At 37.8% G+C, this 14,769-nt stretch carries 11 protein-coding genes and 1 pseudogene; 7 read left to right on the top strand and 5 right to left on the bottom strand.

All coding sequences use genetic code 11. The annotated features are described in order from the left end of the window. Nucleotide 1: 1 nt before the first annotated feature. On the bottom strand, nt 2-3,262 hold the full coding sequence (locus tag NWP25_RS09890) for a type I polyketide synthase (RefSeq protein WP_280651413.1): 3,261 nt from the start codon (nt 3,260-3,262) through the stop codon (nt 2-4). Between the two features lie 730 nt (nt 3,263-3,992). Here NWP25_RS09890 and NWP25_RS09885 point away from each other — a divergent pair. After that, complete coding sequence (locus NWP25_RS09885) at nt 3,993-4,970, top strand: DUF6208 family protein (protein WP_280687819.1); 978 nt, start codon at nt 3,993-3,995, stop codon at nt 4,968-4,970. A gap of 291 nt (nt 4,971-5,261) precedes the next feature. On the opposite strand, the gene NWP25_RS09880 is transcribed toward NWP25_RS09885, so the two are convergent. The 4 genes and pseudogenes from NWP25_RS09880 to NWP25_RS09865 form a co-directional block, all read right to left on the bottom strand. Then, nucleotides 5,262-6,503 (bottom strand): glycosyltransferase family 4 protein, encoded by a 1,242-nt coding sequence (locus tag NWP25_RS09880; protein WP_280651415.1) that lies wholly within the window; start codon nt 6,501-6,503, stop codon nt 5,262-5,264. 674 nt (nt 6,504-7,177) lie between these two features. Continuing rightward, a complete protein-coding gene (locus NWP25_RS09875) occupies nt 7,178-7,399 on the bottom strand; it encodes a DUF6200 domain-containing protein (RefSeq protein ID WP_280651416.1) in 222 nt (73 codons plus the stop codon). Between the two features lie 873 nt (nt 7,400-8,272). Then, nucleotides 8,273-8,590: a DUF6312 domain-containing protein gene (locus NWP25_RS09870; RefSeq protein ID WP_280651417.1), complete on the bottom strand. Its 318-nt coding sequence runs from the start codon at nt 8,588-8,590 to the stop codon at nt 8,273-8,275. A gap of 462 nt (nt 8,591-9,052) precedes the next feature. Beyond that, nucleotides 9,053-9,292, bottom strand: a pseudogene (locus NWP25_RS09865) (RNA 3'-terminal phosphate cyclase); the annotation flags it as partial. Between the two features lie 691 nt (nt 9,293-9,983). Here NWP25_RS09865 and NWP25_RS09860 point away from each other — a divergent pair. The 6 genes from NWP25_RS09860 (at nt 9,984) to rpsU (ending at nt 14,382) form a co-directional block, all read left to right on the top strand. Beyond that, nucleotides 9,984-11,696 carry a multicopper oxidase family protein gene (locus tag NWP25_RS09860; RefSeq protein WP_280651418.1) on the top strand — a complete coding sequence of 571 codons (1,713 nt, stop codon included), beginning with the start codon at nt 9,984-9,986 and terminating at the stop codon, nt 11,694-11,696. Nucleotides 11,697-11,753: 57 nt separating this feature from the next. Beyond that, complete coding sequence (locus tag NWP25_RS18685) at nt 11,754-11,891, top strand: helix-turn-helix domain-containing protein (protein ID WP_369010993.1); 138 nt, start codon at nt 11,754-11,756, stop codon at nt 11,889-11,891. A gap of 220 nt (nt 11,892-12,111) precedes the next feature. Next, nucleotides 12,112-12,900 carry a DUF1868 domain-containing protein gene (locus NWP25_RS09855; protein WP_280651419.1) on the top strand — a complete coding sequence of 263 codons (789 nt, stop codon included), beginning with the start codon at nt 12,112-12,114 and terminating at the stop codon, nt 12,898-12,900. Between the two features lie 211 nt (nt 12,901-13,111). Further along, nucleotides 13,112-13,348, top strand: a complete 237-nt coding sequence (locus NWP25_RS09850) for a hypothetical protein (RefSeq protein ID WP_280651420.1) — start codon at nt 13,112-13,114, stop codon at nt 13,346-13,348. A gap of 85 nt (nt 13,349-13,433) precedes the next feature. Continuing rightward, nucleotides 13,434-13,700 (top strand): hypothetical protein, encoded by a 267-nt coding sequence (locus NWP25_RS09845; RefSeq protein ID WP_280651421.1) that lies wholly within the window; start codon nt 13,434-13,436, stop codon nt 13,698-13,700. Nucleotides 13,701-14,193: 493 nt separating this feature from the next. Next, nucleotides 14,194-14,382, top strand: coding sequence for a 30S ribosomal protein S21 (gene rpsU / locus NWP25_RS09840; protein ID WP_280651422.1), 189 nt, complete (start codon nt 14,194-14,196; stop codon nt 14,380-14,382). The last annotated feature ends 387 nt before the right edge of the window (nt 14,383-14,769 follow it).

The following is a 14,769-nucleotide window of genomic DNA, read 5'->3' as shown; positions in this document are numbered from 1 at the left end:
ATTATTCCTGGTTAAGTAAAGTCTGAATTTCTTTGAGCTCATCTTGAAGAGCTATTGCAATTAATTCTTCTTGCATAGCATTTGTAATCACATTATCACATATTAAGTTGAATTCATTATCCAAGAGATCATGCTGATTCTCACTATTTTCATAAATCTCTATTTCAGGTTTTTCTTCAAATTCTGAGGCAAAAATTTTTTTAATTAAGTACTTACTAAGTTCTTCAATATTAAAATGCTCCGATAATGCTGTAACCGAAAGAAAACAACCAAAATTTCTCTGTAGCTGATCCCTGAGTTTGAGCATTGTGGAATAGTTCATTCCCATATCAAAGAATCCTAGCTGTGCATCTAAACAGTGGGATTCATCAAATTCTAATAATTCTCCAACCACCCCTTGTAAATACTGTCTCATTAGCTGCTGGCGTTCTTGCTGGGGTGTTTTTTCCAGCTGTTGTAAAATTCCTAAGTATTGTTCTGATGATTGATTATATTCCTTCAGCCTGGTACTTAAGATATCTAAAAGTTTTGGTAATAACTTTTGCTCTTGTTCTGTGAACTGTTCTGAAAAAGTCAACTCCTTTAGTAAGTTATTTGTAGCAATTTTATCAATTACCTCACCAATTAGATATGCACTCCTTTCCAAAGTATCTTTTTCAGGTTCATTTTGTTGATATTCTTTTTCAACTTCTTGCCCATAGCGTTGTCGTTGAAATGGATAAGTAGGTAGCGCTACTTTCCCACGGGGATAATCTTGGTCAAATCCTGACCAATTCACTTGTACCCCTTCAACATATAACCGCGCTAAACTGGAGAGCATCTGTTGCCAATCTTCTTGAGGAAGGTTTAATAAAGGTAACCATAATCCCCCATTTTCTGGTAAAAATTGATGCTCTGTTTCCACAACTTTTGCTTTTAGCCCAATTTGCAAAAACATTTTATATCCTAACTGACATAAGGTTTGCATAGTCTGAGCTAAATCCACAGATTCTACCAGGTCATCTGTCCAGTACTTAGCTGTGGCAATTGCTTCTGTTATTTTTTCTCCACTTAGATGTGGTGAAATTATAGGTATCTGAGGCTGGCTGTAAGTAATTTCTTCGGCTACAGATGCAAATTCCCATAGCATAGATTCCTTTAGCCCGGATCGAGTAGCAATCAGTTTCAATCCGTCTTCCAGGCTAAACACTCCCGCTATCGTTGCTGCCACATATTCCCCCACACCCTGACCAACAACTATATCTGGGTTAATGCCCCAAGATTGCCACAATTTAGCCAAAGCGTATTCCACGGCAAAAAGGGCAGGTTGGGTGTATGCAGTTTGATCTATTTCGTCTAAAAGTGAGGAATTTCCAGCGGATGCTGTTAACTGTGGATACAGTACAGTTAACAAGGATTGCTCTAAATAAGGTCGCAGAATTTCATCACACTTGTCCAATATCTGACGAAAAGTGGGTTGAGTTTGGTATAGTTGCCAACCCATATTTACATACTCATTACCCTGATCTTTAAATAGATCCGTAAATAGAAAAGCTACTTTTGGGCTTTCTTTCTGAGCTTTTCCTCTCACAAGTCCATGTACTTGATTAACGTTGAGGAAAGCCGCCAATTGTTTCTCCAATTCAGCGTTAGATTCAGCAACTAACGCTAATCTTTCTTGAAAATGAACACGGCCATTATTAGCTGTAAAGCAAATATTTGCTGTTGATGTTTCCTGATTTAATTGCAAATATCTTTGATATTTTTTGACTAGTTCTTTCAAGGCCTTGTCGCTTTTGGCTGAAAGAGTTAGGATGTGCACAGGACGCTCAACTTCTGCTTTTTTAATTTCTAAGGCTGGAGCTTCTTCTACAACTATATGAGCGTTAACGCCCCCAATTCCAAAAGAACTGACACCAGCCCTTCGAGGTAATAGTTCCCCTATTTCTGTCTTCAACTGTTGCCATTCTTCAGTTTCAGATACTATGTAAAAGGGGCTATTTTTTAAATCAATGCGTGGATTTAATTGCTGAAAATTTAGATTTTTAGGTAATTTTTTATGCTGCATTGCCAAAAGAACTTTAATCACTCCAGCAATCCCTGCCGCTCCTTCCAAATGTCCAATATTGGTTTTAACTGTTCCTAGACCACAATAAGATTCTGTAGATACCGGCAAGTTATACTGCTGATAAAGATGCCTAAATCCACGTTTAAGAGAATTAATTTCAATTGGATCACCTAATGGAGTACCAGTGCCGTGAGTTTCAATGTAAGAAACTGTATTAGGGGCAAAGTCAGCTTTTATAAAAGCATCACGCACCACTTGAGATTGGGCATAAATATTGGGAGCAGTAAGAGTTCGTGATTTTCCTCCATGATTTAAAGAAGTGCCTTTAATTACACCATAGATGTGATCCTGATCCTCAATAGCCTTTGCTAAAGGTTTTAATAAAATTATCCCTGCTCCCTCTCCCCTGACGTAGCCATCGGCATTACTATCGAAACTGTGGCACTGTCCTGTGGGAGACAACATCCCTAATTCGCTCATTTGGATGTACATTACTGGTGTATTCAATACACTAATTCCACCCACCAGAGCCATCTCACATTCTTGAGATTTCAAGGCATTAATAGCCAAATGGATCGCTACTAGTGAACTGGAGCAAGCAGTATCTACAGGAATACTCGGTCCCCGAAAATCAAAAAAGTGAGAAATTCGGTTAGGAATCATGCAAGTCCAACTTCCTGTACCAGTATGTCCCTCAATTTTTTCCGAGTCTTTATTCAAAAAAAGAATTGAATCATAATTACAAGCCCCAATAAAAACACCAGTTTGACTTCCTGAAAGTTGAGATGCTGAATATCCAGCATCTTCCAAGCAAGACAAGCTTAATTCCAGCATCAATCGCTGCTGAGGATCGATCACTTTAGCTTCACGAGGGGAGATACCAAAAAATTGGGCATCAAACTCCTCTGCTCCTTCAATCAGCCCAGACCATTTACTAATACTTTTATTGCGTTCTTGAGCATTGGGAGAATAATACTTCTGGACATCCCATCTCTGAAGAGGAATTTCCGTGATGCTATTAACTCCTGCTTCCAGATTGAGCCAAAATTCCTTGTAGTCATTAGCCCCTGGAAAGCGACAACTGATACCTACAACAGCAATCCCTTGAATCTCCTGTTCCTCTCTTTCTTTGGCTGGTGTATGTGCTTGCTTTTGGACTCTTTCTTCTTCTGAGCAAGAAAAATAGTTTTTATCTTGTTGGGATGTTTGATTCATATCACAACGTCGCTTAATTACACAAACCTGATAAAAATGTTGGCTGAAAGCCTCTTCAAACCTCAAGGCTGAAAAACTTTTGAGAGTGATACTGCCAAAAGGTCATAGCAAACAATGGGTGCGGTCAAAAGTAGTTGATCTTTGAGTAATAACCCACATAGCCCAGGCAAGAGAAGGTCTAAACTAACATCCTACACCTCCAGTAAAAACTCAAGTAACCTAAAAAGATGTGTAATAATACTACCTTATTTTCATTTGCTTTTAACCGTAAATCAAGGTTTTTAAAATTATACTGTGTAATTAAATCACATAATTTTTTTGGGTGCAAGATATGAGGGTAAACAGAGATATTGACACTGAACTACCCTCGGGATAAATTCTGGGGTCTAACTTACCACCTAAGTTTCGTTTACCCTCACAGGTTCCGATTCCTCCCGAGCCATTGCATAGCAATCATGAACGATTCACGATAAAATTATGATACAAGCTAAAGGTAACCTTTGTAACCAAGCTGGATCTGTGATGAAGTGGATGCAATTATGACATACGAGAAAATTTTCTCATAAACAGTAAACAACCGCGTAAAATTAAGTCGCCTACAGCTGCTCTGTTTTTGCAAAACTTGCTATGTTCACATATGGTGTTTTTTGATGAATGATTTAGAATTGCTATATACAATTTTTCATATTCAATAATTTTTTGCAATATAACCCCATCAGGTGATTAAAAAATGAGAAATAACAAAAACTTTTTAGACACAGAACTTTTGTGGGAAATACCACTAGCTTTTTTATCTTTAGTATTCTTTAAAACTGTAAGATTATTAATTCGCACCATAGCATATATTAATGCAAAATTTAATAAAAAAATATTTTTTAGATGGCTAGTGTACTCTGATAAAATCTTAAAAAGACCTTTAATATTACCATCTATTCTAGTTACTGGACCTCGTTGGAACCCTCATGCAATTGCTGCTGGTGCGGGACCATTTGATATCAGAGAATCATTAGACATAGAGGTAAAATCTTGTATAGACTCAGCCAAATCATGGACTATTGGTATTTATAGATTCCCCGATGCCAAAATTATTAAACATATAGGATCTAACTCCTCAAATTTTCAAGAGCAATGGTACAAATTAAAACTTATTCCTGGCAAGTATACTTTAGGAATAAGATACTATGATTGGTCGGATGAGGTTAATTTACCAGCTATAAATGTAGATGGACTAGAAATTATTACCAACCAATCCATTAACAGCAATGATGTAAACAATTACCTGAACAATTTAATAGAACGAGATAATATTTTTTACCGATGCCTTAATGGTTATATATTCACTCTACTCATTTGCGAAAAATGGCTACCCAAAAAATGGGTAATGAAGGAGTACTTACCTGTTGGAGATACAAATAATGATTTTTTCTATGGAGTGATTTATAAGGGTTGTTCTTTAAAAATAGAAATAAATTCCTTATTACTGAATAACTATGATGTCTACTTAACAATATATAATCGTTCTAGTTTTCCAGTGGTTTGGTATCAGATAAAAGAAGAAAAACACACAACTTGTACAGTAGAAAAAGATGGGTTCTATTTAATTCGTGTTCGTTCCAACCTATCCTCCGAAGTTAAAAATATACTACACGACTACTCAGAAGTAATCCCTAGTAAGGAAACATTAATTATTAATATGCAGAAACATTAGACGGGTGTGGTCAAAAGTAGTTGGTGTTGTAGTGATTACCATCCCGCTCTTACAGGTAATTTGACTCCCTCAACCGTGAAGCCCCCAACCTCCAGTCGGGGGATTGTCAAACAATCACTCTCTTGCCATTGGTAAGCGCAACAAGACACTAAGAATCGCTCTACTACCAACTAACTTCTACCACATTCGTTGTCAAGAAATGTGAATCCAGCAGCAAATATTCTCAATCTTGGAAAAAATAAGCCAGGGGATACCCAAATCAACGCTACAGCAGTGAAAACCTTCAAACCTCTACTCTACTTGGTGAAATCCTGGTTGAGCAAGTTTTGACGATGAATGTAGAATCCCAGATTCTTGAGGGCGGGGACTGTCAACTGACAGAACTTTATTGCTCTTGCACTCGTTTGTCAAAATCTTCAAAATATCTGAGGCGACCCGAGACCAGCTATAGTAAGTCTCACTTAGATAACGTCCTTTTCGACCCATTTCTTCACTGCAATCTGGTTTAGATAAAAGGTAGTTAATGTTAGTAGCAAAAGCATGAGGATTTTGATAGTCCTCGATAAGGATACCATTTCCCCCCGGAACAATTACCTCAGAGTTGCCACCTCTGGCAGTGGTAATAATCGATAGTCCTGTTGCCATTGCCTCATAATGGACTCGAGCCAGTGGTTCTTGCCATTGGGAAGCGCAAACAAATATATCTCCTAAAAGAAAGTAATCTGGAATCTTAACTGGTGAAATAAAACCGCTTAAGCGCACAGAATCACCCAAGCTTTTTGCCTGTTCCTTAAGATGAACAACATAGGTATCTTCTTCATCTTTTCCATACCATTTACTCCCAACCAGTAAAATGACTGCTGATGGATGCTCTTTAATTACTTCAGGGAAAGCAGATAGCAAAATATGAGGTCCTTTTTTCTTCGAGAGACGCCCCACACTTAACACCACTTTTCTGTCTTTCAATCCATGTGCATCCAACAATTCTGCCCGCCGTTGAGCAGCATCCGTTCCCCAGCGCGATTGGAAGCGTTCTAGATTTACCCCAGCATAAACTGGTTGTAGCTTGTGTCGGTATTCGGGAAAAAGGTCGGCAATTCCGCAAGCAATAAATTCACTAACCGTAATCACCTTTTCCACTAACTGTAGGCAATGTCTAGCTACTTCAGGAGAAATTTTTTCATGTCCAAACATTTCGTTGTGCATACTGAGTAGAAAACGACTGTTCGGAGCTGCTGCTGCCACCAGGGGAAGATATTTAGGACGATTATAAATAATAATCCAATCAAATATTTCTCGAGCAACAAAATTTGCTACTGCCTGATAGTACTCTTGAATGTCTCCCCCAGCTCGTTCGTAGCGTATTCCATCTCGAACTTCCTCATCAGGTAGGTCTGGATCAGTGACTGAGAAAACTGTGATTTTATGTTCTCGACTCAAATAAGGCAATATCTCATTAATGTAAGTCTGAATAGCCCCACCTCGGATAAAAGGGACAGGCAATTTTTCTGTACAGACTAATAATACCTTCACGTTATTAATTTGACCTCTGAATGATGTGGATTGGAAAAATAATGATGTTTTTATTTATACTATATTTTGGTTATTTTTTTACACTATGGGTAAAAAATATTCTAATTCTTTCGCATTATGGTGAAATAAGGTTTATGCAAACATAATCTTCACTCAGTCCGGGATACCACAGCATCCTCTGCTGTGTGGACGTAAAATGGATGATAATGGATGATTAAGTTATTAAAACTATTATTTTGAAAACTAATTTACGGCGGGCACAGAGGTATTGGAAAATTACCACAGACATTTAAACACTACTTTTCCCAATTTCTATATTTCTGTATCACTATAGTTTCTATTTTTTCATGCCTTCGTGCAAACTTGTGGTCATCAAGTTAGGTCTGCAATTCATTTTTTCACCAAGCTCTCCCATCTGAAATTAATTCCACTTGCTTCTTGATCCCACAACCCTAGAGTTGAATCTTTGCATCTTGTTACAATTAATATTTTCCTAAGGCGAATGACCTTAAAGTCATTTCAACACCTTAGGAATCTAGATCTATTAATTTAACAACCCAATATCTAAATCTAAACTCTTTTCGTCTGCAATGGTTTCTTGGCAATAAGAGCTTGGATTTTAGTTTGTATTTGTAGTGGCAAAATCGCCATTACTTGATACTGACTGAAGGCTACTAATCCGATTTCTTTTGCGTAACAATGACAACAATTGGTTGTATTGATGCGCCTATTTCTCCTGATTCCCTCAGCCCAGAAATTGCTCTTTCTATTTCTTTAAAAAGACGACCGTGACCTTCTCGAAGATCTCGAATATCATCCTTTTTCCTACTGCCTAACTCAAGAATAATAGTATTTGCTTCTTGTTGTGCATCGCTCACAGTCTGATTTTCTGACATTACCTTACCTCGATGATATTATGCTTGGATTGTTGGAAAACTATACAATTCCTCAGTTACCTTTGATTAGCATAGTTCTTACTGAGGGTTTTACTTGTCAATGATGCAGTAATTAGGTTAATTTCACCCGGCATCACTTAAAATCAAAAACGTCTGGTCATTTTCCGAAAGTAACTCTTATTCTGGTACAAAGCTGATAGTTCATATGGGAAAAAAACTATGAACCTTAACCATTATAAAAATTAAGTTCCGTGAAATTTCACAAACAGGATCATATCTTTTCTGTAGTCTTACATAACAAAAACAAGCGGAGTGCTAGAAGAAGTCTTTTGCACCGCCTTAATTTAATTTGTTAGGTCAGCAAACAGCAGTGTAGATATTGATTAAACTAGATTGTTGCAATACGAATACATTACTTCGTATTTCAACAAAGAGCCGTACTCAGAGAATGCTTTAAAAGGGTCGTTTGATCTCATAGTTGGTAAAACGAATTACCACGGTATATGGCTGAAACCCTGATTGTTGTTTGAGTTAAGATCAATTCAGAAGATCTAAATTGTACCTTCTTAGACTTTTAAAACACTCTCTTCCATCAAGTAGGGTATTGCTGAGTAAAAATTGTGATTTTATCTCACGCATAAGTACACCACTACAAAGAGCAAGAGATTTACAGATGGAATTTTTGACTTTAATACATCAGCAATGCCAAAGATTAAAGCTTTTTTACATAGTGGCATAGTTTAACTTGCTGACTATGAAATGTAAAGATTCCTTTAAGATATTGTCTGCAACATAACTACTCTCGTTAACAGTGACTACCCTTCCCTGTCTATTTCAAATACTCGTTACGCACAAAAGTCGGATCAGAGTAAGTTATAGCTTAATACGTCCAAATTTTATACCTCCCAATTTTGACAAGGACTTGTTCACATTCTTGTCTAAATCACGTATCCAGCCGTTTTTCTTCTTTTTATTAGACTCTTCGTGTCGATCTAGGTATGTTTGGCTAGCTTTGGCTTGTTTTTTAGCCATGTTTCTAACCATCTTTTCCAGAGGACTCAAAGATTTTGATTGTTTCTTTCTCTTTTTCCTTCTCTTCTGTTTCTGACCATAGATGAGATCTGGCTCTCCACCAAAGGAATCGTCACTACGTAGGACTACAACCCGTTTAAGTTTCTCTTTATTACTCATAGTTTGTTGCTTTTTGACTAATTTAACTCTGAGGCTAGAAAAGATTATACCACGATAATTGTATTAAAGTTACAGTAAATAGCAAATTATCAAAAATACCTTCACTAATTTAAGGTTGACCAAAAAGCCATCCTACTAATAACACTTGGTTAATCCAGATATGGATGGTGGCAATGTTTATGAATATGTCAAAATACTAGGCTTGGATGGCTCTTGGGGAAATATGTCCTCAAATAAATAAATAAATAAATTTTGTTCCCAATCCCTCAATTCCCCAAAACTACCGCCATAAACTGATACACCCAAGTGTAACCAAAAATAGATTACCAAAATCTGGCAGTTTTGCACTAAATGTTCCCTGGTTTGCTTGACATAAAAGTAAACACATCTTGGACTTGTGCAACAAATCTTTGACTAGGCATTACTTCGATGACTGACATCAAAAGTATAATTTTCTTCTTACACAGCACCACTGGAATTAAATTCTAGCATCATTGAACCCAAAGCATCACCTTGCATCTGGTCATAACAGATGCTATCAGCACGAACTGCTGTTAAGTGTTCCGCTACTAGTTCTGGCTCTTTGCCTTTGGCGCGAATCCTTACAATGGGTATCGGTTCACCAGTTATGGTGACTAAACTCAAACAGGTACAGAGAACTTGTCCGCCTCCTTCTCCATAGGAACCGTCAATTGCAACCATAGGAGATATTGGATTTTGGATTTTTTCATAATCTGCACAATTCTGGAACCATATCATCAATGGATAAAGATGTGGGTAATTCATAACATCCCGTCAAATAAAAGTATAAAATTATACTTTTTAACTCCAGGGGTATACATACAGATATCAACATAATCGGAATATAAAGTTAGGGATCTGCTAATGAGCTAGTTATGTGTCTTTGGCGAGACTAATGGCAATAGGAGATGCCATGGCCAGTAGCTAAATTTAATCACCAACAAACTTTTAGAAATTATAAATATCTTTCACAGAAAATCAATGAAAAATTATTTTTAATTTTCGCTTAATTACAGAATAAATATACTTATTAAATAAGATACTTGTTTTTATAACAAAACATTTTAATTCTTGCTTTTATTGTGTAAAAAGTTAAGAAAAAAATACGCTTTTTTCTTATTTTATACCTTTTTAGGTATACCAAAATTTCAATAGAAATAATACTGTATTAAAAGCGTTATTTCAATATTTCCCCTGATGATGGCGACTTAGATTGCATATTTTTTAATTAAAACCCATATCAATATTCGCCAGCTTGTTAGTTGGATGCAAAGAAAGAGCATAACGCAAATAATCACGTTCCATATACCTTGTCAACATGAAAAACAAGTTACTTTTTTTAGTTTTATTTTTGGTTGTTTTAGGAATTTCAGTGACATCAGTAAAAGGTCACTCTACACAAAGTTATTCCCTGCTCAATCCCAAAAACCAGCCACAGTTCATTAACTCCCTACCTTCTCCTCAGAAAATAGATGCTACAAAGCCAGGAAAGTTTACTCTAGAAATGGCAGAAACCGAGCAATGGCTGGGATTATATGCCAGCCCTGGTAAAGATGGAGAATATGGTACCAGCGATGATGAGCGTTTAAATACAACTATTTGGGGATATGGTTTAGCAGGTCAAAATGTTACCTATCCTGGCCCCACATTCATCGCAGAAGACTCTGTACCTATTCAAGTTGAGTGGCAAAATAAACTACCTAGACAACATTTGCTACCAATAGATATTGAAAAATTGCACAATAAACCTCTCAGAGAAGCATTTGAACACAAATTAATGCCATCGGTTGTACATTTGCATGGAGGTCATACCCAATCAGCTAGCGATGGCTTACCAGATGCCTGGCACACACAAAATTATGAAAAAACAGGACCAGAGTGGGTGCAAAAAATCAATACATATGACAATAACCAAGAAGCGGCGACGCTTTGGTATCACGACCACACCAACATGATTACTCGCTTAAATGTTTATGCAGGTCTTACAGGATTTTATTTACTGCGAGACAATAACGAAAATAATCTCATCAACAATAATGTTTTACCCAGTGGTGACTACGAAAGAGAACTGGTAATTCAGGATAGACAGTTTACCACCAGTGGTCAGCTGTTCTATCCACAAGAAACAAATACAAACCCACCGGGAATACCCAGTCGTACAGGAGCTTATGGCGATTTTATCTTAGTCAATGGGATGGTATGGCCTAAGCTGGAGGTAGAACCGAGAAAGTATCGCTTCCGCTTACTCAATGGCTCAGATTCAAGTTTTTACAAGCTTGAATTTTACGACTCAAATAAAAAGATATACCTGATTGGCACTGAGCAAGGCTTTGTAGAAAAACCAGTTCCTTTAGATCACTTAGTTCTTTCTCCTAGTGAACGCGCAGATATAATTGTTGATTTTACTAACGATGCAGGAAAAGAGTTCATTTTAAGAAACTATGGCCCAGGAGCTAATCCTAATACAACTGGACAAATAATCAAGTTCACCGTCAACAAACCCCTTTCTAATGTTCCCATAGCCACAGTTGATACAGACGAGAGTGATGGATTGACAACTAGCTTACGACTGGACAATATCACGCCTCTTACACCAACCGTACCTCCCAAGGAATTAGCTCTTTTTCAACTCAGAGAATCAGACAACCATGATCTTTTTCTCCTGGGTACATTGAAAGATGGTTCGTTGCAATATGCTGAACCCATAACAGAAAAAACACCACTTAATGCAACGGAAGTTTGGGAATTTTATAACACGACTCAATACACACACACTATCCACATCCATTTGGTTGCTTTTCAGGTTCTCAATCGACAGAAATTCCGTGGTAATGTGGTCTCAGAAATAGATCCAAAAAAGGGCGAGACAAAGCAGTTTCTCCAAAATGTTACCTTTCAAGGCAATCCTAGGGAGCCAGAAGTCCAGTCTCAGGGTCGAAAGGATTCCGTAATTGTCTACCCTAATGAAGTTGTCCGTGTTATTGCCAAATACGATAGACCAGGAAAATATGTCTGGCACTGTCATATCCTAATCCATGAAGACCACGATATGATGCGTCCAATGGAAGTAGTGGAAAACTTTTGACACTCCTGAATCTAAAGACGTGAAGCGCAAAACCCCAAGCTAATATTTTAGATAGACGTGGTAAGCTACAGTGATGCTGAACACTTTTACACCTACCGCGTTTATCCCAACTTTCACCAATCGTCAACCATGCTCCAGTGGTTAAAAACCTCCCCCTGGGTTTATAATCAGTACCCGTGGACAGTGGGGAAATAGAAACTGCCTGTGCAGACCAACTAACGGGGTGGAAAACCTAAGTGTCAACTGCCGAAAGCCCGTCAGGGAATAACCAAGAACACCAAAAAGTGATTCTTGGAATTTCCGTTTTTTTATAGGGTGAGGAATATCTCAAAAAAGCTCAACACTTTTAAATCACTCTGCTAATCTGAGTAAATTTCCTTAAAATCTATCAAGTGAGAGCGCGAGGCTAGGAAGATTGGACGACAACCATCAAACTTACCTGAATCGGGTAGCAAGAATGACGCTACCAGAAGCTTACAGATCCCAAATTCAGCATATTCAGGAATCTGGTAAGTTTCATTTGCATTCTGGAACCAGACAACCCGCACCTTTTCCTGGGTATTCACTAATTACCCCACCTGCGGAAGAAGAAGTAAAAAACTCTACCTTTTACAGCAAATTACAATCTTACCAGCAGGAACTTTTACAGTTACCTGTCAACAGTGATTTTATTGTCCCTGTGCCCCCAGCTAGTTTTCATGTGACTTTAGCTGACTTAATTTGGGACAGTGCTTATGTTCATGCGTGTCAAAAAAACCCTGAGTTTGAACAACAGTTACGTTCTTGTTGTGCTGAAATATTTCAGCAGTATCAACAATCCATGACAAACGGAACTAATCCTATTCAATGGCAAATGCTAGGACTGATAGTAATGCCAAGATCCGTGGGTGTTTGTTTAGTCCCCCAAGATGAACACTGCTATGAGCAGATTATTCAGTTTCGCCGCACCATCTATCAAAATCCGAAGTTAATGGCTTTGGGTATTGAACAGCACTATCACTTTACAGCCCACGTTACATTAGGCTACTTTGGGGAAGTTTTGCGAGATTTAGACCGGACAAATCTCAGCACTATGTTTTCTCAGCTCAATCAGCAATGGCTGCTGAATTCTCCAAAATTTTTAATCCATCGTGTAGAAATACGAAAATTTGACGATATGACCCACTATTATCGTCAAGCACACTGGCCTAGTTTAAATTTTTAGGGGCTAAGGATTACCAGGTAAGCTTTCTATTCCCCACCTAATATTCCCCCAGGTGGGGATTTGTACTGATACTGTTAAAAAGTTAATATTTGCCTGTAAACCAGTCACCAGAAGTGTTTTACTGTCTTGCTTGATTTATTTTAAGACAACAGTCGAGCAGAAATAGTCAAAGTGTGGGAATATAAAGAAAATATTAAGAAAGGAACGAATCATGGTAACTGCTAAGATGATTCAACAAGTTTGGTCCGTGGTCGAGTCCACCCAAGTCAGCACTTTGCTACACTTTGACGATGCTGCCTTAATACAATTACTTTTGCAAAAGTTTAAATCACAGCAATTGCTTGACACACAGGCAGATAGCAGCCTCAATACTTACATCAAATCCAAACTGCCCTTAATTCGTGATACAGCGGAAGGAAGACTATCCTTTGAAAAAGGTAATCATTAGTACAACACACCGAACAATTACACATAAACAACATAAACTGTGTGTGTGGTAAATTATTTGCTCATAATTTAAGCATGATAAAATTATGAATCACTGGCTAGGAATTGCCCTGGGAGCTTATTTAATTGGAGCAGCAATTGAAGGGGTGACTACAGCCAGTCAGCTATCTCGTTCAGTTCAAGAGCTGGTTCAAGGCAAACAAGAACAATCGTCAAAATCAGACACTCTTCCCCATTCCAATTGGCAAATTTTGACCACTATTACTTCATTAAGTATCTGTGCAGGTTTTTGCTGGCCTTGCCGACTCTTCCACCGTTCAATTAAAGAGAGCATCTCATCTAGGAACTTGTAAATTATGAAGATTTTAGATGTTTTTTGTGTATTTTTTGTAACGTTATTTGCATAATATGGGCTTGATGAACAAGATGGAAAAATTATCCGGATAAATTTATAAAAAGTTAAATTTATTGAAAATTCCCGGCTTTTTGATTTTTTGATACAAAATACCATATCTGTGCACTCAAGCCCCAAGCCTAAATTTATATAATAATATATAATAAACTTGAGTTGATCCGTAAGGACTAGGAAAGCGCCCTGTGAGTAGCAGAGGTCAGGGAATGCAATTCTTACCCCTAAAGTGGCAAAGGTAACAGAGGTTCTTCTGGTGGCTAGGGCAGATGCGGCTGTGGTTTCCGTAACCGCTACTGAGTTTTCAAAGTTTTCAAACTTTAAATTTCGCCTAAAAGTCTTAAGATTAGACAAAGCTCTGTTTTTTGTATACTCTAGTTAACTGAATTTGTTACCACTGTCGATCTATCAATTAAGTCAATTTAGTAGGAGAGATAATGACCCAAATAATAGTGGGTGAAAATGAAGCAATCGAGTCAGCCCTACGTCGCTTTAAGCGAGAAGTTTCCAAAGCAGGGATTTTTCCAGATATGAGGAAGCATCGTCACTTTGAAACGCCTCTGGAAAAACGCAAGCGTAAAGAAATTGCCAAGCACAGGCAAAGTAAGAGACGCTTCCGCACTTAAGGACGATACAGGTTGAAATCAAAGCCCTCAGACTATCCATGAGGGCTTTGCTTATGAAAAATTTGGGTCTAAAACCCCGTGGTTCCATAACGGCTTTTTGGTCAAATTACAAGTAGTTGCCCCGGGGTATTGGCAGACTCTCAACCCACACAGAGGAACTGTGCAACTACGGCGGTGGCAAGTTGCAGTCATAGCCTGGGTAGCCTAGCCATAGCCTCAAGGAATCCTTCCTTCTTTAGGAAGAGTATTTAAGCTTCCCCGGTCTAAAGACACGGGGATTTCTGAATATTCCATAAAAGAACTTTCTTAGGTTGACTTAAACAACCTCTACTGATTCCGGTTAAGTCAAACTTAAACATCATCGCTACTTTACGAATAATATTGGCT

The sequence above is a fragment of the Umezakia ovalisporum Ak1311 genome (assembly GCF_029891685.1).
Taxonomy (GTDB): domain Bacteria; phylum Cyanobacteriota; class Cyanobacteriia; order Cyanobacteriales; family Nostocaceae; genus Umezakia; species Umezakia ovalisporum.
The sequence above is the reverse complement of the archived record's forward strand: the minus strand, read 5'-3'. Positions and strand labels throughout refer to the sequence as shown.